The organism is Massilia glaciei, from assembly GCF_003011895.2.
Lineage (GTDB): Bacteria > Pseudomonadota > Gammaproteobacteria > Burkholderiales > Burkholderiaceae_D > Telluria_A > Telluria_A glaciei.
Genome location: NZ_PXWF02000204.1, coordinates 1 through 19,674 on the forward strand (window position 1 = coordinate 1; position 19,674 = coordinate 19,674).

The window sequence follows — 19,674 nt, forward strand, 5'->3', positions numbered from 1 at the left end:
GCGGCACGATGCCGCCGCCGATGAAGATGCCGCCGAACGCGCCCAGCGTCACGGCCAGGTTGGCGGCCGCGCCGCCAAGCATGGCGCAGAAGCACTCGAGCACCTCGAGGCACAGCGCGTCCTTGTCCTCGAGCGCGCCGCTGATGATCTCGGGCGAGCTGCGCGGCCCGGCCGCCACGCCGTTGCGCTCGGCCAGCGCGCGGTAGATGATCTCCATCCCGGGGCCGGAGATCAGGCGCTCGTTCGACACGTGCGGCCACTCCCGCCACGCGAACTGCAGGATCGCGAACTCACGCTCGTCGGCCGGCGCGAAATTGACGTGCCCGCCCTCGCTGCCGAGCGTCACAAAACCGTCGAGCGTGGGGATCACGCCCGACACGCCAAGCCCGGTGCCCGGCCCGAGCACGCCGACGACGGCGTTGGCGGCCGGCTCGCCCGGCCCCACCCGCAACAGGTCCTTGCCCGCCAGGCCAGGCAGCGACATCGCCAGCGCGGTGAAGTCGTTGACGATCAGCAGCGTGTTGAGGCCCAGCTCGCGCCGCACCTCGTCGGTCGAGAAGGCCCAGTCGCGGTTGGTCATGCGGATCATGTCGCCGCTGATCGGGTTCGCCAGCGCGAACGCGGCGTGGTTCAGGCGGATGCCCGGATGGTCGGCCAGGTAGGAGTGCAGCAGCGGCACGATGCCCGGGTAGTCGTCGCATTTGAGCACGCTCACCGAACGCAGCACCCCGGGCGCAGTCTCGAGGGCGAAACGGGCGTGGGTCGCGCCGATGTCGGCGAGCAGGCGCGGGCCGTCCGCGTACGCGGTGCGGCTGAATTTTTGTTCGGGGTCGAGGTCTTTGGTCATCGCAACTCAATAGGGCAGCTGGGAACGGGCGTTCCCGATCGCGCGTAGCATACCCTATTGTTGCAAATGCACCAAAATTTACCGCGCGTTTACTACCATCCCTCGACCATCAGGCCAGCATCGTGCCACCTCCGCGCGCTATGGTTTGCCGATCAGGACGATCGGATTGGCGGCGTCGAAGCGCACCTTGCCGCCCGCCACCTTGGCCCGCTTGCCCGAATAGTAGTCGCGCACCAGCTCGCCGTCCTTGAACACCGCGGCCACCGACACCGGGGTCGCCCGCACCGCCGGCAGGTCGAGCGCGACGACCACCTTGTCGCTCACGCCGCCTTTGGCGTAGGTGCGCGCGAAGGTGTACGGGCTGTCGGCCAGCTTGCGGTGCACGCCGGCGCCGACGGCCGGGTGGGCCTGGCGGAACAGGCCGAGCCGGCTCCAGTGGCGGCGCACATCGGCCACGCGGTAGCCGTCGCGCTTCGCGTTGGCGGCCAGCTCGCCCCAGTTCATGAAGCTTCGCAGGTTGGCGTCGCCCTCGGCGCCGTCGACCTTGAGCGCGCGCGCGGTCTCGTCGCCGTAGTAGATCTGCACCGCGCCGGGCGTGAGCAGCAGCTTGGTGGCGGTCTCGAACGGGCGCTTGCGCTCGACGTCGAACGGGCTGCCGTCGTCGTGCGAGCTCAGATAGTTGAGCACCGAGTGGCCCTTGAGCGGGCCGTTCAGGCTGTCGGAGTAGGCGCTGAAGATCTCCTCGTAGGGCTTGCTGGCGTCGCCCTTGAGGCTGAAGTTGATCAGGCTGTCGAAGCCGTTGGCGAAGAAGTCGACCTGGGTGTTGTTGCCCATGTCGAACTGGTGGCCGTGGCCGATCGCATAGTTGTAGACCTCGGCCGTCATGTAGAACGGGGTGTCGCCGACGCGTTTTTTGGGATTGGCGCGCTTCCAGTCCTCGAACGCGGCGCCGGCCTCTTTTTTGAGCTCCTTCCAGATGCCCGGCTCGGTGTGCTTGGCGGTGTCGGCGCGGAAGCCGTCGAAGCCGTACTTGCGCACCCAGTCGGTGTGCCACTTGACCAGGTAGTAGCGCGGCGCGCGCGGATAGCCGGTGCGCTTGAAGAACGCGTCGAGCTCGGCCACCTCGCGCTCGTAGCGGTTTTCGGCCTTCCACTTGGCCACCAGCGCCGGCGGCAGCGCCACGTTCGCGTCGCTGGCGGTGAGCACGTCGGGCAGGTTTTTCACCAGGGTGCAGTCGGTCGTGGTCGGCGCGTCCTTGTAGGTGCAGGTGGGGCCGGTGCGGACCCAGTCGGCCGGCCACACCGGGTCCGATTCGGTCACCGGGCCGGTGTGGTTCATGACCACGTCGAGCAGCACCCGGATCCCGTGCGCGTGGGCGGTGTCGACCAGCGTGCGCATGTCGGCCTCGGTGCCGAGGTTGGCGTCGACGGCGGTGAAGTCGCGCGCCCAGTAGCCGTGGAAGCCGTAGGATTTGCCGGTGCCCTCGTCGGTGCCGGCGTGGATCTGCTCGACCGGCGGCGTGATCCAGAGCGCGTCCACCCCGAGGTCCTTGAAGTAGCCGGCCTTGATCTTGGCCGTGACGCCGGCCAGGTCGCCGCCCATGAAGCCGCGCAGCGTGGCGGCGTCGGCCTTGCGCCCGTAGGCCAGGTCGTTGGCCGGGTTGCCGTTGTGGAAGCGGTCGGTGAGCAAAAAGTAGACGGTCGCGTTCTCCCAGGCGAACGGCTTGGGCGCGCTGAACGCGCACGCCGCGGCCGGTGCTGCGAGCGCGCCGAGGGCGACGCCGAGGGACAGTGCAAGGGCGGATAATTTCATGTTGGGGTTCCTGTCGGTGGGTGTGGGGCTGTCAGGTGATCACGCTCGGGCCGCCGCGGCCCGTGCGCGCGGCGATGCCGGCGATTCGTTCGGCCAGCGCGGCCAGGCCGGCCAGCGCGGTTTGCGTGTCGAAGTCGTGGCGCGCCGGATCGGCCTCGTATTTTTCGAGGTACAGGCGGATGGTCGCGCCCTCGGTGCCGGTGCCCGACAGGCGCAGCACGATGCGCGAGCCGTCGTCCATGATGATGCGCACGCCCTGCCCGAGCGAGACCGAGTGGTCGACCGGATCGGTGTAGGCGAAATCGTCGGCCAGCGCGATCGTGTGGCCGTCCATGGTCCGCCCGGCCAGGCTTGGCAGTTGCGCGCGCAGGTCGGCCATGAGCTGCGCGGCCGCGTTCGACTCGACCGCCTCGTAGTCGTGGCGCGAGTAGTAATTGCGGCCGAAGCGGGCCCAGTGCCCGCGCACGATCTGGCCGACCGGCTTGCCGCTGGCGGCGAGCAGGTTGAGCCAGAACAGCACCGCCCACAGGCCGTCCTTCTCGCGCACGTGGTCCGAGCCGGTGCCGTAGCTCTCCTCGCCGCACAGCGTGACCAGGCCGGCGTCCATGAGGTTGCCGAAGAACTTCCAGCCGGTCGGGGTCTCGTAGCACGGCACGCCGAGCGCGGCGGCCACGCGGTCGGCCGCGCCCGAGGTCGGCATCGAGCGCGCCACGCCCTTGATGCCGCCCGCGTAGCCCGGCGCCACCGTGGCGTTGGCCGCGATGATGGCCAGGCTGTCCGAGGGCGTGACGGCGATGCCGCGCCCGACGATCATGTTGCGGTCGGCGTCGCCGTCGGAGGCGGCGCCGAAGTCGGGCGCGGACGGTCCGTCCATGAGGGCGATCAGTTCGGCCGCGTTGACCGGGTTCGGGTCGGGGTGGTGGCCGCCGAAGTCCTCGAGCGGCACGCCGTTAATGACGGTGCCGCGCGGCGCGCCGAGCGCGCCCTCGAGGATCGCGTGCGCGTACGGTCCGCCGACGGCGCACATGCCGTCGAAGCACATCGTGAAGCCGCCCGCGAACAGCGCCCGGATCGCGCCGAAGTCGAACAGCTCGCCCATCAGCTCGGCGTAGTCGGCGACCGGGTCGATCACCTCGACGCGCAGCGCGCCGACGCTGGCCGCCCCAAGCGTGTCGAGGTCGATGTCGGGTGCGTCGATGGTGAAGTACTGGCCGATCGACCGGGTTTGCGCGTAGATCGCGTCGGTGATTTTTTCGGGCGCCGGGCCGCCGTTGGCCGCGTTGTACTTGATGCCGAAGTCGCCGTCGGGTCCGCCCGGATTGTGGCTGGCCGACAGGATGATGCCGCCGAGCGCGCCGCGCTTGCGCACCACGCAACTGAGCGCCGGCGTCGACAGGATCCCGCCCTGCCCCACCAGCACCCGCTCGAAGCCGTGCGCGGCGGCCATGCGCACGATGATCTGGATCGCGGGCCGGTTGAAGTAGCGGCCGTCGCCGCCGAGCACCAGGGTCTGCCCGGCGCAGTCGCCGAGGGTGTTGAAAATGGCCTGGACGAAGTTTTCGAGGTAGTGCGGGCGGCAAAATTCAACGACTTTCTTGCGCAGGCCCGAGGTGCCGGGGCGCTGTCCGTCGATCGGTTGTGTTGCGATGGTGCGAACGCTCATTTCCACTCCTGTGGGCAATTGGTCAATCTCAGCAGGTTAACATACGCGGCCCGCCGCCGGCGGCGTCGAAAGGTGATTCGCGCATCAATGACCCGGCGCGCGCGGCGGCCCTGCCAGGAATCGACCGGATCGCCTGGTTATTTTTTGGAGCGAACCTATTTGTAGCAAAGTAACATGATCATTTCCAAGTGTCAAATCGAACGTGTTCATAGTACAATAAAAATTAAGGCGGCCTTTAGGCTGGAGTTTTGTAGTCAAACAACAGAGCCGCCACCATAAAATCACATCGATGGGGACACCATGCTGGATCTACAGAAGCGCTTGAGCAACTCCTTTTACGCGATCATCAGCCTGCCGTCGACGGCGATGGGGTTCGCGCTGTGCATCCAGATATCGGCGCTGAGCTGGTTGCTGAGCACCAAGTTCGGCCTCGAGATCCACCAGATCGGGATCGTCTGGGCGGCCGGGCCGCTGGCCGGCATCCTGGGCCAGGTCGCGATCGGCTTCATCAGCGACAAGACCTGGTTCTGGGGCGGACGGCGGCGCCCGTTCATCATGATCGGCGGCGTGCTCGCCGCGCTGATGGTGTTCCTGCTGCCGCGCATCGACGTGGTCGGCCAGTTCCTCGGCATCGGCAACCTCGTCATCGTCGCCGTCATCGTCGCGCTCACGCTCGACCTGTCGATCAACATCGGCTTCAACCCCACGCGCGCGCTGATCGCCGACGTCACCCCGGACGGCGCCGCCCGCACCAAGGGCTACACCTGGATGCAGACCATCTCGGGCTTCTGGGGCGTGGCGGCCTACCTGATCGGCGCCTTCATCGACAATTACGCGCTCATCTCGGTCGGCGTGGTGATCATTTTGGTGTTCTCACTGGCGCCGATGTTCTTCGTGACCGAACCGCGCGAACTGAGCGTCAAGTCCGAAACCGTGGCCGCCACCGCGACCGAATGGAACCAGCTCTGGCGCATCTACCTGGCGCACGGCTTTTCGTGGATAGGGATCCAGTCGATGTTTGTCTACATCATCGCCTTCATTCAGCAGCACATCGTGCCGGCCGGCGCCACGGCGGCCGAGATGAGCGCGCAGTCGGGCAAGGTCATCGCGATCTCGTTCGCGGTCATGAACGTGGTCGGCTTCCTGCTGCCGGCGCTGGTGCTGGCGCCGCTGGCGAGCAAAATCGGGCGCGTCAAAACCCAGATCGGCTGCGTCGCCGTGATGGCGCTCGGCTACCTGCTGATCGCCACGATGGCGCGCACGCCGCTGATGCTGTACGCGCTCATGGCGGTGGTCGGGATCGGCTGGAGCGCGGTGGTCAGCCTGCCGTTCGCGATCATGAGCGAAAAGGTCGACAAGAGCCGCATGGGCTTTTTCATGGGAATCTTCAACCTGTCGGTGGTGATTCCGCAGTTGTTGGCGACCGGTGTCGGGTATGTGCTCAAGGTGTCCGCCGACCAAAGCGTGCTGTTCATGATTTGCGGCGGCTGTCTGGCCGTTTCGGCGGCGCTGTGGGCACTGGTCGGCGAGACGGCGAACGCGCCGCAGGGCAATCCTGCACTGGCGCCGGCGCACTAGGCCAAGGCTCAACACCCGAAATTGACGGGGCAATCCCGCTGGCTTGGCGCCGGCGGATTGCGCTCGCGACACCGCCATTTACGGGGTCAGCCGCGCCGGGTATGCATTTTTGTATAGCTTGGTGCGCCTCCATTCAAATGTGTATGACCGCGCCAGAAACGACGCGTCACTCCGCCCAAAAATCTCCTCCCCCGCACGGCCCGCAACGGGCCACTCCACCCGCCCACCGCAAGAAAAACACTGCATAAACATCAATTCGCTGTTATAGTTAAGTACAACACCACCAAAGTATTCATGTAACGCGACACCCACAACCCACCGGATACCTATGAAAACGCATTTTTGGAAAGCACTTCCCCTGGCAATTTTTCTCGTTTTCCAGCCAGCCGCCCAAGCCGGCGTGCTGAAAGACCATCCCGGCCACTGGCTCGGCGACATGAAGATTCCCGAGGGGCAAACGGTCAAAATCGGCGCCGAGATCTTCGCCCGCGCCGACGGCACAATCTGGGCCAGCGTGGCGAGCCCGGACCAGGACGCGTATGACATTCCGCTTCAATCGGCCCTGGAAGAAGGCGCCTCCGTGTCGCTCAAGCATGCCGTCTTCACGCTCAAACTGACCTGGGACAAGGACCACTTCGATGGCGAATGGAAGCAGGGCGACGCCCCTTTGAAGTTCGAGCTAAGGCAGGTCGCCGCCTTCCCCGCAAAAGCGCGGCCGCAGACCCCCAAGGGCCCCTTCCCGTACAAGGATGAGACGCTGGCCATCGCCGGCGCCAACGGCGTGACGCTGGGCGCGACGCTCTCGATCCCAAACGGCACGACCAATCCGAACGTGGTGGTGCTGGTGCATGGCAGCGGCCCGGGCACGCGCGACCTCGGCGTGCTGGGCCACAAACACTTCGCCGTACTGGCCGACCATCTCGCGCGCCAGGGGGTGGCGGTGCTGCGCTACGACAAGCGCGGCAACGCGCGCTCGACCGGCGACTACGAACAGCACACCACCGCGCACCTGATCGACGATCTGCACGCGGTCGTCAAGGCCATGAAGGCGCGCAAGGAATTCAAGCGCGTCGGCGTCATCGGCCTTAGCGAAGGTCCCGGGCTGGCCGCCGCGGTGGCCGCGCGCGATCCGAAATCGGTCGACTTCCTCGTCTCCATGGCCGGCATCGGCATGAACGGCCTCGACACGATGCTGGTGCAGGACCGCGTCGTGGCCAAGGACCACGGCGCCGATCCGGCGCAGGTCGAGCGCCTGATGGCGTATGTGCGCGGTTTTTACGACGTGCTCATGGCACACGACGAGGCCGCGCCGCGCATCGCCGCGCTCAAGGCTTTCCAGCAGACGCAGCCGGCCGGAGTGATGGAACTGGTTAAAAAATTCAAGATGGACGGGGGCTCGCTTTCCCTCGACTGGGCGGCCAAACCGTTCATGATCGCGGCGCTGCGCTCCAACCCGCCGGCCGACTGGCGCCGCGTCCGCAGCCCGGTGTTGCTGCTCAACGGCAGCCTCGACCACCAAGTGCCCGCCGAGGAAAACCTGGGCGGCCTGGTCGCCACCCTCAAGGCGGGCGGCAACCGCATGGTCGAGTCGGAGGTGCTGCCCTCGCTCAACCACCTGTTCCAGACCGCCAAGACCGGCAAGGAGGACGAGTACGGCCAGATCGACGAAACGATCGCGCCCATCGCGCTCAAACGCATCGCCGCGTTCGTCGTAAAACAGCGTTAATTCAATTCAACCAAAACGAGAACAATGAAAAAACAATTCACCCTGGGCCTGGTCGCGGCCGCGTTTTTCGCCCACGCCGCCGGCGCCGCCGAACCCTTACAAACGCCGGCGCCCGAAGGCGCCGGCACCGTCCCGGCCGGCAAGCCGGTGGCGTGGAAGTACCGCGCGCTGCTCTCCGGCCTGGACCTGTTCGAACGGCGCAGCGCCGAACTCGCCCCCGGGGCGACGCTGCGCTTCAAACTGCCGAAGGGCATTTCGCTTGCGCCGGACACAACGGTAGAAATCGCCCTGGCGCAAGATCCGATCAAGCTGCAGACCGCGCCGGACAATAGTTTCACGCTCACGCGCGAGACCCGGACGGGCGCCGGGAAGGCCGATGTGGTCGTTCGCGGGCGGCACTTCGCGCCCGAGGAATACAGGCATCCCAACATCGAGGTGAGCACCCCGGGCTTGCCGGCCCATGTGAGGCGGCTGGGCGACCTGCGCCTCGCTTGCGAGGTCCAAGTCGAGATCGCCAAAGCCGACCTGCTGGCCGCGCGCGCGATACTCGGCACCTTCGGCCTGTTCGGGCTCAACATTTGCAAATCCGATTCAAACATCGGCATGGATGCGCCCGGGCAGTACGACGCCATCACCCTGAGCGCGGACGGTCGCGAAATGAAGCTCTCCAAACTATCGGGCCGCTTCAACGCGCCGCTCGGCGATGCCGCCTGGCCCGATGCGACACTGCTTCAGTTCACGCTTGGCGGGCAGCCGGCCCAGCCCTCGCTCCAGCCCTGAGAGGCTGAGAGTCTTTCGATCATGCCCGCTCAGCACGCCAGAAAGCGCCAGTTCGTCGTTGCAAATGCTCGCCATAGCCCGCTGTGGCTGTGCTTCGCGCCTCGATCTGCCGCTTTCTGGCGTGCTGAGCGGACACGCCCGAAAAACTCTCAGCCTCTGACTCGGCGCGGCGACAAAAAAACCACGCAGTCGCGTGGTTTTTTTTGCGTCCGGGGCGGACCAATGCGCTAAGGCCGCAGCGGCATCTCGCGCGCGCGACGCGCCCGGGCTACCACTTGTCGCCCTTGCGGATCTTGATCAGCTCCTTCTCGAGTTTGGCCACGCTCTCGGCCCCGCTCGCCTTCTTGGTCAGCACGTCCTGGGCGGCGCTCCACAACACCGCCGAGACCGCGTTGTACTTGTCGGCCGTGACCGACGACGGCCGCGCGCTGGCCATGTTGAACGCGTCGACCAGGGCCGTGAAATACGGCGCGGCGGCGAGCACCTCGGGGTCGGTGTAGAGCGCCGGATAGGTCGGCAGCGTGCCGACCATGAGCGCGCGCTTCTTCTGCATTTGTTTGCTCGTCAAGAACATCACGAGATCGGCGGCCTCCTTCTGGTGCTCGGAGTAGGCAGACACGGCCAGCTGCCAGCCGCCGAGCGTGGAGGCGCTCTTGCCGCCCACCCCGCGCGGCAACGCCGCGACCCCGATCTTGTCCTTGATGCGGCTGCCGTCCTTTTGCGCCATGTTCCACACGTAGGCCCAGTTGCGCATGAAGACCGCGTTGCCGCTCTGGAACACGCCGCGCGACTCCTCCTCGGCGAAGGTGACGACATTCTTCGGCGAGATGGTGCCCGGCCAGCTGGCGATCAGGTCGAGCGCCTTGGCCGCTTTTTCGTTGTTGATGCTGATGCGCCCGTCGCGCTCGACGACGGTGCCGCCGCCATTGCCGGCGATCCACTCGAGCGCGTTGCAGGTCAAGCCCTCGTAGGCCTTGCCCTGGAACACATAGCCCTGCATGTTCGCGTTGCCCTCCTTGCGCTCGGCGTCCTGGATTTTTTGCGCGGTGGCGGCCAGCTGCAGCCACGTCCCGGGCACCTTGGCCTGGTGCTTGCCGAGCAGGTCCTTGCGGTAGTACAGCAGGCCGGCGTCGGTGAACCACGGCATGGCGAGCAGCTTGCCGCCGACCGTGTTGTTGTTGATGATGGCCGGGAAATGCTGCTTTTGCACGCCCTTGGCGAACGGGGTCAGGTCGAGCAGATGCTCCTTGATGATGCCCGGCCACACCACGTCGACCGAGAGCACGTCGACCTCGCCCGACTTGGCGGCGAACTGCTTGCGGTACAGGGCCAGTTGCTCGGTGCTCGATTCCGGCGCGGCGAAGATTTTTACGGTGTTACCGGTCTTGGCCGACCATTCGGCCGTCAGCTTCTTGCAGATTTCCACATCGGTGCCGACCGAACCGCAGGCGATGGTCACTTCGACCGCCTGCGCCGAGCCGGCGCCGAACATGGCCAGCGCGACTGCCAGGGCGCGGCGCGGGAAGGCGCCCCGGCTTAAGATTTTTCCAAACATTGTCTCTCTCCTTTTGTTGGGATGGTAGACGCATTACTTGGATGCATCTTGTACACAGACAATATTCCATTACCCGCCCCGGGGCAAGCACAGTTGATAAAAAAAGGGCCACGCAAGCGTGGCCCTTTTTGCGTGCGCGCGCGGTGCGCAAGCGCGGCTTACACGGCCTTGGGCGGCCCCTTGCGGTGCAGCGTCTTCGGCTTGGCCGAATCGTAGGACTTGCCGGCCGGCTTGGCGCCGGCGCCCTTTTCGGCAAAGCGGCGGTCGCCCGCTTTTTTGGGCGGCGCGAACGACGACTTTTTGGCGCTAGGTCCCGCCGGCGTCTCGCCCTCGCGCGTGATGTTGAGCTGCTGGCCGGCGACCCACACGGTTTTGAGGTGGTCGACCAGGTCGGGCGGCATGTCGGCCGGCAGATCGAGCGTGCTGTAGTCGTCGAAGATCTCGATGCGGCCGATGTACTTCGATTCGATGCCCGCCTCGTTGGCGATGGCGCCGACGATGTTGCCCGGCTTGACGCCGTGCGCGTGGCCGACCTCGATGCGGAAGGTGCCCATGCCCTCCTCGGGCGGACGGATGTTGCGCTCGCGCGCCGGCTTGAAGGCGGCCGGCGGCGCGTCGCGCTCGAAGCGCTCGGCGCGGGCCGGCGCGTCGGGGCGGGTGCTGCGCGCCATCGGTTTTTCTTCCTGCCACGAGGGCGCCGCCTTGGCGTCGCGGTTGGGTTTTTCGAGCAGCAGCGGCACGTCGCCGCGCGCCAGCTTGGCCAGCGCGGCGGCGATTTCGATCGCCGGCACGTTGAGCTCGGTCTCGTATTCCTCGATCAGCGAGCGGAACACGTCGAGGCCGCCGGCGGCAATCGCCTCGGTGATCTGGTCCTTGAACTTGGCGATGCGCACGTCGTTGACGGCCTTGACGGTCGGCAGCGTCAATGGCGCGACCGGCTGGCGGGTGGCCCGTTCGATCGCCTTGAGCAGGCCCTGCTCGCGCGGGGTGATGAACAGGATGGCCTCGCCGCTGCGCCCGGCGCGGCCGGTGCGGCCGATGCGGTGGGTGTAGCTCTCCGGGTCGGATGGCACGTCGTAGTTGATCACGTGGCTGATGCGCTCGACGTCGAGGCCGCGCGCGGCGACGTCGGTGGCGACCAGGATGTCGATCTTGCCGTTCTTGAGCTGCTCGATGGTGCGCTCGCGCTGAGTCTGCTGCATGTCGCCGTTGATGGCGGTGGCGGCGAAGCCGCGCGCCTGCAGCTTGGAGGCCAGCTCCTCGGTGCCGAGCTTGGTGCGGGCGAAGATGATCATGCCGTCGAACGGCTCGGCCTCGAGGATGCGGGTGAGCGCCTCGAGCTTTTGCATGCCGCTCACCATCCAGTAGCGCTGGCGGATGTTGTCGGCGGTGCCGGTCTTGGCGGCCACGGTCACCTCGGCCGGGTCGCGCAGGTAGGTCTTGGCGATGCGCTTGATGGCCGACGGCATGGTGGCCGAGAACAGCGCGGTCTGGCGCGTGGCCGGGGTTTTTTGCAGGATCTGTTCGACGTCGTCGATAAAGCCCATGCGCAGCATCTCGTCGGCCTCGTCGAGCACCAGCGTCTTGAGCTTGGACAGGTCGAGCGAGCCCTTGTCGAGGTGGTCGATCACGCGGCCCGGGGTGCCGACGATGACGTGCACGCCGCGGCGCAGGGCCGACAATTGCGGGCCGTAGCTCTGGCCGCCGTAGATCGGCAGCACGTGGAAGTCCTTGATGTGGGTCGCGTACTTCTGGAACGCCTCGGCCACCTGGATCGCCAGTTCGCGCGTGGGCGCGAGCACCAGCGCCTGCGGCGACTGTTGTTTGATGTCGATGTTGGACAGGATCGGCAGCGCGAACGCGGCCGTTTTGCCGGTCCCGGTCTGGGCCTGCCCCAGCACATCGCGATTGGCCAGCAGCAGCGGGATCGTCGCGGCCTGGATCGGCGACGGGGTTTCGTAGCCGACTTCTTTGATAACCTTCAGCACTTGGGCGCTCAGGTTAAGTTCGGAAAACAGCATGACAGGGGTTTCAGACATAGGACACTCACAAAATTTGACTAGCTCGCCCGACGGGAAAGCATCCTACAGTTTACTCTTTTGCGGCGCGATCTGTATTTAAATCGCCTATTTTGGCGGCCATTACTGCCCATCGCCCCTTTTTCAAGCTTCAGAATGCGCAAAAGGTCGCAAAAGGGCGCATACGGGCGCAAACGGGCGCAAACGGGCGCAAACGGGTCAAAACGGCGCGAATCGGGCGTGAGCCGGCTTAACCTTGCGCCGACGACAGCACTTGTTGCCAATAGTTAATACCCGCGCCACGATATACCCATCTTAACGGTATGGACATTATGACAGTCGAATTATTCAACAACGGAGCGCACATCCGCCTGATTTTTCCGATCTGTCCGAGGGCGCGGAGGGCGAGTCGGTGCAGTCGAACCAGTTCCTGTTCGTTCAAAACGGCAACGCGATTTTGCTCGATCCGGGTGGGGTGCTGAGCTAAAACGAGCTATTTCATCGCGATGAGCGAATACTTCCCGGCCAAGCAGCGCAAATATGTGCTCGCCTCGCACGCCGACCCCGACATCATCGCCGCACGGGTTCAACGGCTCCGAGACCAAACTGCTGATCTCGTCGATCTGGTCGCGTCTCGTGCCGCACTTCTGCGCCCAGGGCAAGACCGAGGGGCGCATCATCGCGATCCCCGACCAGGGCGCCCTGTTCCCCTTCGGTGGCACCCAATTCCAGATCCTTCCCGCCCAGGCGCGCTTTCTGGACTCGATCGAGGCGCTGCACAAGCCACAAGCGGGCTGTGGACACGTTCACTTCCTTGCGGTCCGATATTACGGTTTGTCGGGCGGCAGACGTGCTGGCGCGGGCTTGGGCGACGGCTGCCGACACTCTTACGCCAGCTCGCCCATTTTACTGAAGACGTGGCTGCAATAACCTTGCAGGGAAGAGTTCAATATCTGCGAATGACTCATCCTGCGGCAAGGCGCCCCGACCAAGGGCCGCGCCATGACCGCGCTCAGGGCTTGCCGATGTTGCGCTCCAGGAATTTTTCAACGCGCCCCCAGAAATCGACCCGGGTCTTTTGCAACCTCCAGCCATGCCCCTCCTGGTCATAGACGACCCACTCGACGTTGGGGTTGCCGGCCTTGACCGCGTCGTGGAAGCGCGTGCCGTGCACCAGCGGCACGCGCTCGTCGGCGCTGCCGTAGGCCATGAGCAGCGGCTGGCGCAGCCGCGCCGCGTGGCGCAGGGGCGAATTGGCTTCGAACATCGGCGCGTCCTTGACGGGGTCGCCCACCAACTGCGGCATGCCGTATTTCTTCCAGCTGTCGCCGAGGTCGCTCCATTTGACCGTGTACATCAGGCCGATGTCGGTCACGCCGACCCAGTTGATGCCGCATTTGAAGAGGCCCGGGTCGTTGATCAATCCCATCAGGGTGGCATAGCCGCCGTAACTGGCGCCGGCGATGCAGATGCGCTTGGGGTCGGCGTAGCCCTGCGCGATGGCCCATTTGGCGCCGTCGGCGATGTCGTTCTGCATGCCCTGTCCCCATTGCTTCCAGCCGGCCTTGAAATGGCGCGTTCCGAAGCCGGTGCTGCCCCGGAACTCGGGCTGCAGCACCGCGTAGCCGCGCGAGGCGAGAAACTGCACCTCGGGATCGAACTCCCAGCTGCCGCCGCGCACGTACGGTCCGCCGTGGACCAGCACCACCATCGGCAGGTTCTTGCCGCCGCCGCCAGCGGGCAGGGTCAGGTAGGCCGGGATCTCGAGCCCGTCGCGCGCCTTGTAGCGCACCATGTCTTTGATCGACATGCGGCGCGGGTCGATGTCGGCGTTGGCGGCGCCAAGCTTGGTCAGCTTGCCGGTCGCGGTATTGAACAAATGGTAGATAGGCGGCTGCACATCCGAAAATGACTCGACCAGCAGGAACGGGGTTTCCGAGCGCGCTCCGCGCGAAATGCGGTTGGTGGTCGCGCCCAGCAGGGCGTCGACCGCCGTCTGGCCCGCTTGCATGGCCGGATCGAACCAGGTGGTCACCTCGGCATCGATCTCGTAACGAAAGCCGAGCACCTTGCCGGCGTCGGTGATGAATTCGCCGTCGATGTCGAACTGGTCGGACGCCACCAGCGGCGCGGCCTCCAGTTTGCCCGCGGCGAGGTCGTAGCGGTAGACGGCGCTCTTGTCGCGGCCGTTGTTGGCCGCCACGTACAGCACATTGTCGGGGCCGTACAGCAGCGGCTGCACCGCGCCTTCGCCGTTGCTCTTGAACTCGGCCAGCGTGCGCCATTGGCCGCTGGCCTGATCGTTGAACAGCAGCGCCTGCCGGTCCTGGTCGCGGGTGACCGCCACCCGCACCGCGCCCTGCGCGTCGAGCATCGCCTCGACGGTTTTCGGCGGCAGGTCGAGCGCGGCCGCGCGGCCGTTTTTGGTGTTGAGTCGCTGGAGCAGGAAGTGTCCGGCGTCCTTGCCCTGGTAGGACTCGGCGCGCACCACGTAGACGTCGTTGCTGTCCTGGCGGTGGCCAACGCCAAGCAGTTGTGTGTGCGGGTCGAGCCGCACCACGTCATCGCTCGACTTGACGAATTCATAGGTCCGATCCACCAGTTGGCGCTCGGCGCTGCCGTCGCGGTTGACCGCGAACAGGCCGGGACCGGTTCTAAACTCCCCCCGCGCCAGGCGCAGGTCGGTCATGTTGTACACCAGCCGCTCGTCGTTGACCCAATCGAAGCGGCCGACGTCGACATCGTTGAAGGCGGCGACCGGCGTCAGTTTCATCGTCGCGAGGTCGAGCACGGCGAGGTTGGCGCGGCTTTCGCGCGTCGCGATCCGGATCGCGAGGTGGCGGCCGTTGGGCGACAGTTCGGCGCCGCTGAAGGTGTCGCTCTGGAAAAAACTGGCGATCGCGGGCTGCTTCGCGCCGGCTTCGGCGGCGCCAGCCGGGCGCGCGGCGCACACGGCCGCCGCGAAGAAGGACAGCAAGGCGATATTGGCAAAACGCATGGCGGCTTCCTTTTTTTCTATATTTATATTTTGTCAATTATACAGGCGTACGCGCACGGAGGGCGGCTTTGCCGCCTCCGTCTCACACCTTGCCGGCCTTACTTTGCGGCGATGATCGCGGCGACGAACTGGGCATGGCTCGGCATCACCGAGACGCATTTTCCGACCACGCCGGCGACCTCCGCGAGATACTCGCCGACCTCGCGCTCGCCGAGCAGGTCCACCAGCGGATGGTAGCCGCCCGCCTTGATGCCCTGTCCATGCATCACCTGCAGCCAGCCGACCTCGGCGAACAGCTCGTTGTTGTCGCGCACGATGCGTCCGTGCGCCTTGTACAGCTCGAGCTTGCGGCGCAGCGATTCGGGCAAGACCATGGTGCGGCAGTGGTCCCAGAACGGGGTGTCGTCACGGCCGGTCGCGTTGTAGTGCAGGATCAGGAAGTCGCGGATCCTTTCGGTCTCGAAATCGCACTGGCGGTTGAATTCGTCGACGTCGGCCTGGTCGAAGCCGCGGTCCGGGAAGAACGTGATCAGGCGCGCCACGGTCGACTGGATCAGATGGATGCTGGTCGACTCGAGCGGCTCCATGAAGCCCGACGACAAGCCGATCGCGACGACGTTCTTGTTCCACACCTTCTTGCGCTTGCCCGTGACGAAGCGCAGTTGCCTGGGCTCGGCCAGCGCCTTGCCGTCGAGGTTGTTCATCAGGATCGACGCGGCCTCGTCGTCGCTCATGAACTTGCTCGAATACACATGGCCGTTGCCGGTGCGGTGCTGCAAGCCGATGCGCCACTGCCATCCGGCCGGGCGCGCGGTGGCGCGCGTGTACGGCAGCAGCTCGCCGGCCAGCTCGCACGGCACCGCGTAGGCGCGGTCGCAGGGCAGCCAGTGGCTCCAATCCTCGTAGCCGGTCTTGAGCGCCTGCTCGATCAGCAGCCCGCGGAAACCGGAGCAATCGATGAACAACTCGCCTTCGATGCGCTCGCCGTTTTCCATCACCACCGCCGCCACGTGCCCGTTGACCGGGTCGAGCACGGTCTCGGCGACCTTGCCCTCGGTGCGCACGACCCCGTGCGCCTCGCTGAACTTGCGCAGGTAGCGCGCGTACAGGCCGGCGTCGAGGTGGAACGCGTAGGTGATCTCGGAGAGCGGCGAATTGCCCATGTCGGCGGGCGGGCGCATGAATTTTCCGGCCTTGGCTGCCATCCGGTTGATCGAATAGTTCTCGAGGTCGGGCGCCTTGCCGGCCTGGTGCATCTTGAGCCAGTACTGGTAGAAATCGACCGTCCACAGGTCCTGCCCGAACTTGCCGAAGCCGTGCATGTACTTGTCGCCCAGCTTGCCCCAGTCGGCGAATTCGATGCCGAGCTTGAAGGTCGCCTTGGTCTCGCGCATGAACTCGTCCTCGTTGATGCCGAGCACCTGGTTGAACATCTTGATCATCGGGATGGTCGACTCGCCCACGCCAATCGTGGAAATCTCGTCGGACTCGACGAGCCGGAGCGCGACCTTGTTCCCGAGGATCTTGGACAAGGACGCGGCCGCCATCCAGCCGGCGGTGCCGCCGCCGACGATCACAATCTTTTTGACGTTATTTTGTTGCATGAGAAATACCCCGAAGTGACGCGCCACAAAAAAAAGCCCCTTGCCCGGAAACTCCCGGCAAGGGGCTTTAGCCCTCTTAGTCTGACAATTACATCTTGTAGTTCACGCCCAGCAAGATTTGCTTGCCGTACTTGTCGTCCTGGATGACATTGTCTTTGGTCTTACGATAACGGATGAAGTGAGCGTTACGCAAGTTGTTTACCGACAAGCTGAACGACAGGTCCTTCAACGGGCCGTTCTGGAACTCGTAACCGAGCGACAGGTCCATGACTTTCTCGGCCTTGATGTAGGTCGCCTGGCGGTCGCCCGCGAACTGGGTGATTTCGCCGACGAAGTCCGAACGGTAGCGCTGCGCCACGCGGGCCGAGAAACCATGCTTCTCGTAGTACATCGTGAGGCTGCCCACTTGCTTCGACAGGCCGGGCAATGGCATGTTGCCGGAGCCGCCGTCGCTGGTGTCGGGCACGTTCAGGTCGCTCGAGGTGACGGCGGCGTTGACGACAACGCCAAAACCATCGAGGTAGCGCGTGACCACGTTGAGCGGCAGCGACACGGTCGCCTCGAGACCCTTCATGTTGCCGCCCTTGCCATTGATCGGCGCGTTGAACTCGCCGATTTTCGATGCCAGCACTGGCGTGCCAGCCGTCAGGTAAGGGGTAAAGTCGAAGGCGCGGCTGGTGGTGACGATGTAGGTGTCGATCTTCTTGTAGAAGGCGGCGACGCTGGCATACGCCTTGATACCCCAGTAACGCTCGTACGACAAGTCCAGGCCCTTGGCGCGGAACGGGTCGAGTTTCGGATTGCCGCCACCGCCGGAGTAGATGTTCTTGGTGGTGTCGATGCCGAACGAATTGCTTGCACGCATGTCGTTCATCGTCGGGCGGGCCATGATCTTCGACACCGACAGGCGCACCGATTGCTGGTCGGCCACGTCCAGAATGAAGTTCGCGCTTGGCAGCACGTCGGTGTAGCTGGTGCCTACGTTCACGGTCGCGACCGGACGGGCGCTGTTGACCGAGTACGCTGTCGAATCCTGCTCCGTGTTGACCAACTGCAGGCCAACAGCGCCGCGCAGGGGCTTGCCCAACAGGGTCGAATCGATGTTCATCTTGGCGAAAGCGGTGGTGACCTTTTCGTTGACAACCCAATCCTTGTTGTAGATGTCCGGATGCAGTTTCTGCTTCTGATCATACAGGCCAAGGTTCGCGGTCGGGTCGAAGGTCGGGATGAGCAGACCGGTGCCGGCGGTGCCGCCGGTCGACGAGCCAGGCATCGCGACGGAGGCGAAACGACCGCCACCCTTGATCGACAGCAGCGCCTCGGTGAATTCGCGCCGCTTGGAGCGGTCCGAAATGTTCAAGCCCAGATCGACGTTGCTGAAGAACATGCCTTCAGGCAGGTCGCGCTTGACCGAGAAACGCAAGGCCGAGATCTTGTCCTCTACTTTTGGGAACTTGATGTAGCCGGCCTGGACGTCGGCCCCGCCCCAACCCTGGACGTCGGTCAGCTTGGTGACGGCGCGGTCGGCGTAGTTCAAGCTGCTGGTGAACACCTGGCTGCCGGCGGTGAAGCCGATGTTGCCCATCGCGCCCGTGGTGCCGGCGTAGGTTTCGGTATCGATCGCGTCGCGGCTGGCCGTGTTGTGGCTGACGTCGGTGCGGCCCCTCCAGTCGCTGTTGATCTTGAAATCGGTCGCCCAGCCAATCGACTTGGTCTCGTTGACCGACTTCTGTGCGTCGTTGCGCAGCACGGGGCGCACATTGTTGAAGGTGCCGCTGGTGGCGCTGCCGTTGGCGATTACCGCATTGATCAACTGGCCTGGACGGTCGACCGTGCTGGCGGGATCGTTCCAGCTGTCGTTCAAAGGCGCCTGGAAGCCGCGCGACTGGGACAGGCGGTCATACTTCGAGTAGAACAGGTCGAGCGTGGTGTTGAAGTCGCGGCTCGGGCGGAATTGCAGCACAGCCATCACGCCGTCGCGGGTGCCTTCGCTCTGGTCGGTCCACGCATTGAAGCCGTTGTATGGCACTTTGACGGTGGCGCCGTTGTACTGGGTTTCGCCCGAACCCCATGATTCGAAGCGGCTGGTAGAACCGCTGGTGCCGTCGAGACGGGCGAAACCGAGGGCGATACCGAATTTGCGGTCGGCGAACTGGTCGATGTAGGAGATGCTGAAACGGTCGCCCGAGCCTTCGCCGTCGGGACCGGAGCCGGCGCCGACGCCGTTCTTTTCGCGGCGGTAGTTGCCGGCGATGGCGCGCTTGCCGAAGTCGAGCGGACGCACGGTCTGCAGGTCGATGGTGCCGGACAGGCCCTGGCCGACGAGCGCGCCGTCAGGGGTCTTGTAGATCATGACGCCACCGAGCAACTCGGCGGGGTACTGGTCGAATTCCACGCCGCGGCTGTCGCCGGTGGACACTTGCTCGCGGCCGTTCAGCAGGGCGGTCGAGAAATCCGGGGACATGCCGCGGATCGAGACTGCCTGGGCGCCGCCGCCTCTGACGCGTTGCGAGGATACGCCTGGCAGGCGCGAGATCGACTCGGCGATACTTTGGTCCGGCAATTTGCCGATGTCTTCGGCCGAAATCGCCTCGACGATCGAGTCGGCGTTCTTTTTGACGGAGATCGCCGCTTCGATACCGCGGCGGATGCCCGAGACGACCACCGTTTGAATCGGCGCCGCCGCTTCTTTCTTCTTGTCTTCCGCCGTGGTGGCGTCAACGGCCACCGGCGCTTCCTGGTCGGCGGCATACGCATTGGCCGCCATCGCGGTCAACAGCAGCGCGCAACCGGCAGCGACCGGATTGAGCCTGAAGGCCTTGCTTTGAGCCGTGTCCACGTTGCCCTTGTTTGCGAAAATTTTCATTTGTCCCCTCATTTCATCAGAACTACATAATTTCCCGCAACTACAGCCAGGCAGCCTAAAACACGGGATCCAGTTACAAACGCTCTAAGTCGTCATGAAATCAATTTTGTACTAAAACTAGATGCACTGTCAACGAGAGTTGTGATGCACTAACAAAATATGGCATTTTTGGAGGCTATCATCTCGTTTTAGTCGATCCTCGTTGTATTTGAGCTACAAAGGACAAG

The 19,674-nt window shown here is 64.9% G+C and carries 12 protein-coding genes; 4 read left to right on the plus strand and 8 right to left on the minus strand.

Features of this window, described 5'->3' with window-relative positions; translation table 11 throughout:
- The 3 genes from glk to C7C56_RS12630 form a co-directional block, all read right to left on the minus strand.
- A partial coding sequence (gene glk / locus C7C56_RS12620) for a glucokinase (RefSeq protein WP_106757747.1) occupies positions 1–847 on the minus strand: 847 nt, incomplete at its 3' end.
- Between the two features lie 138 nt (positions 848–985).
- Positions 986–2,659, minus strand: a complete 1,674-nt coding sequence (locus tag C7C56_RS12625) for an alpha-amylase family glycosyl hydrolase (RefSeq protein ID WP_106757748.1) — start codon at positions 2,657–2,659, stop codon at positions 986–988.
- A 31-nt stretch (positions 2,660–2,690) separates the two neighbouring features.
- Positions 2,691–4,322: an alpha-D-glucose phosphate-specific phosphoglucomutase gene (locus tag C7C56_RS12630; RefSeq protein WP_106757749.1), complete on the minus strand. Its 1,632-nt coding sequence runs from the start codon at positions 4,320–4,322 to the stop codon at positions 2,691–2,693.
- 300 nt (positions 4,323–4,622) lie between these two features.
- Here C7C56_RS12630 and C7C56_RS12635 point away from each other — a divergent pair, with 300 nt between their 5' ends.
- The 3 genes from C7C56_RS12635 to C7C56_RS12645 all read left to right on the plus strand — a co-directional run bounded on the left by C7C56_RS12635 (position 4,623) and on the right by C7C56_RS12645 (position 8,406).
- Positions 4,623–5,900, plus strand: a complete 1,278-nt coding sequence (locus C7C56_RS12635) for an MFS transporter (RefSeq protein ID WP_106757750.1) — start codon at positions 4,623–4,625, stop codon at positions 5,898–5,900.
- Positions 5,901–6,300: 400 nt separating this feature from the next.
- On the plus strand, positions 6,301–7,626 hold the full coding sequence (locus C7C56_RS12640; protein ID WP_181373154.1) for an alpha/beta hydrolase: 1,326 nt from the start codon (positions 6,301–6,303) through the stop codon (positions 7,624–7,626).
- 24 nt (positions 7,627–7,650) lie between these two features.
- On the plus strand, positions 7,651–8,406 hold the full coding sequence (locus C7C56_RS12645) for a hypothetical protein (protein WP_106757752.1): 756 nt from the start codon (positions 7,651–7,653) through the stop codon (positions 8,404–8,406).
- Between the two features lie 268 nt (positions 8,407–8,674).
- Here C7C56_RS12645 and C7C56_RS12650 read toward each other — a convergent pair whose 3' ends face one another.
- Positions 8,675–9,961, minus strand: a complete 1,287-nt coding sequence (locus C7C56_RS12650; protein WP_106757753.1) for an ABC transporter substrate-binding protein — start codon at positions 9,959–9,961, stop codon at positions 8,675–8,677.
- A gap of 158 nt (positions 9,962–10,119) precedes the next feature.
- The gene (locus tag C7C56_RS12655; RefSeq protein WP_106757754.1) at positions 10,120–12,000 is read right to left on the minus strand and encodes a DEAD/DEAH box helicase; all 1,881 of its coding nucleotides are present in this window, start codon (positions 11,998–12,000) and stop codon (positions 10,120–10,122) included.
- 519 nt (positions 12,001–12,519) lie between these two features.
- On the opposite strand from C7C56_RS12655, the gene C7C56_RS12660 reads away from it, so the two are divergent.
- Positions 12,520–12,909: a hypothetical protein gene (locus tag C7C56_RS12660; RefSeq protein WP_106757755.1), complete on the plus strand. Its 390-nt coding sequence runs from the start codon at positions 12,520–12,522 to the stop codon at positions 12,907–12,909.
- Between the two features lie 82 nt (positions 12,910–12,991).
- Here C7C56_RS12660 and C7C56_RS12665 read toward each other — a convergent pair whose 3' ends face one another.
- The 3 genes from C7C56_RS12665 to C7C56_RS12675 all read right to left on the minus strand — a co-directional run bounded on the left by C7C56_RS12665 (position 12,992) and on the right by C7C56_RS12675 (position 19,447).
- Complete coding sequence (locus C7C56_RS12665) at positions 12,992–14,977, minus strand: alpha/beta hydrolase family protein (RefSeq protein WP_106757756.1); 1,986 nt, start codon at positions 14,975–14,977, stop codon at positions 12,992–12,994.
- Positions 14,978–15,075: 98 nt separating this feature from the next.
- Positions 15,076–16,581, minus strand: coding sequence for a tryptophan halogenase family protein (locus C7C56_RS12670; protein WP_106757757.1), 1,506 nt, complete (start codon positions 16,579–16,581; stop codon positions 15,076–15,078).
- 88 nt (positions 16,582–16,669) lie between these two features.
- Positions 16,670–19,447: a TonB-dependent receptor gene (locus C7C56_RS12675; protein ID WP_181373155.1), complete on the minus strand. Its 2,778-nt coding sequence runs from the start codon at positions 19,445–19,447 to the stop codon at positions 16,670–16,672.
- Between the last annotated feature and the right edge of the window lie 227 nt (positions 19,448–19,674).

Bases quoted from the DNA above. Each gene is read 5' to 3' on its own strand.
- C7C56_RS12625 (WP_106757748.1), bottom strand. From the start codon at position 2,659: ATGAAATTATCCGCCCTTGCACTGTCCCTCGGCGTCGCCCTCGGCGCG.
- C7C56_RS12630 (WP_106757749.1), bottom strand. From the start codon at position 4,322: ATGAGCGTTCGCACCATCGCAACACAACCGATCGACGGACAGCGCCCC.
- C7C56_RS12635 (WP_106757750.1), top strand. From the start codon at position 4,623: ATGCTGGATCTACAGAAGCGCTTGAGCAACTCCTTTTACGCGATCATC.
- C7C56_RS12645 (WP_106757752.1), top strand. From the start codon at position 7,651: ATGAAAAAACAATTCACCCTGGGCCTGGTCGCGGCCGCGTTTTTCGCC.
- C7C56_RS12650 (WP_106757753.1), bottom strand. From the start codon at position 9,961: ATGTTTGGAAAAATCTTAAGCCGGGGCGCCTTCCCGCGCCGCGCCCTG.
- C7C56_RS12655 (WP_106757754.1), bottom strand. From the start codon at position 12,000: ATGTCTGAAACCCCTGTCATGCTGTTTTCCGAACTTAACCTGAGCGCC.
- C7C56_RS12660 (WP_106757755.1), top strand. From the start codon at position 12,520: ATGTGCTCGCCTCGCACGCCGACCCCGACATCATCGCCGCACGGGTTC.
- C7C56_RS12665 (WP_106757756.1), bottom strand. From the start codon at position 14,977: ATGCGTTTTGCCAATATCGCCTTGCTGTCCTTCTTCGCGGCGGCCGTG.
- C7C56_RS12670 (WP_106757757.1), bottom strand. From the start codon at position 16,581: ATGCAACAAAATAACGTCAAAAAGATTGTGATCGTCGGCGGCGGCACC.
- C7C56_RS12675 (WP_181373155.1), bottom strand. From the start codon at position 19,447: ATGAAAATTTTCGCAAACAAGGGCAACGTGGACACGGCTCAAAGCAAG.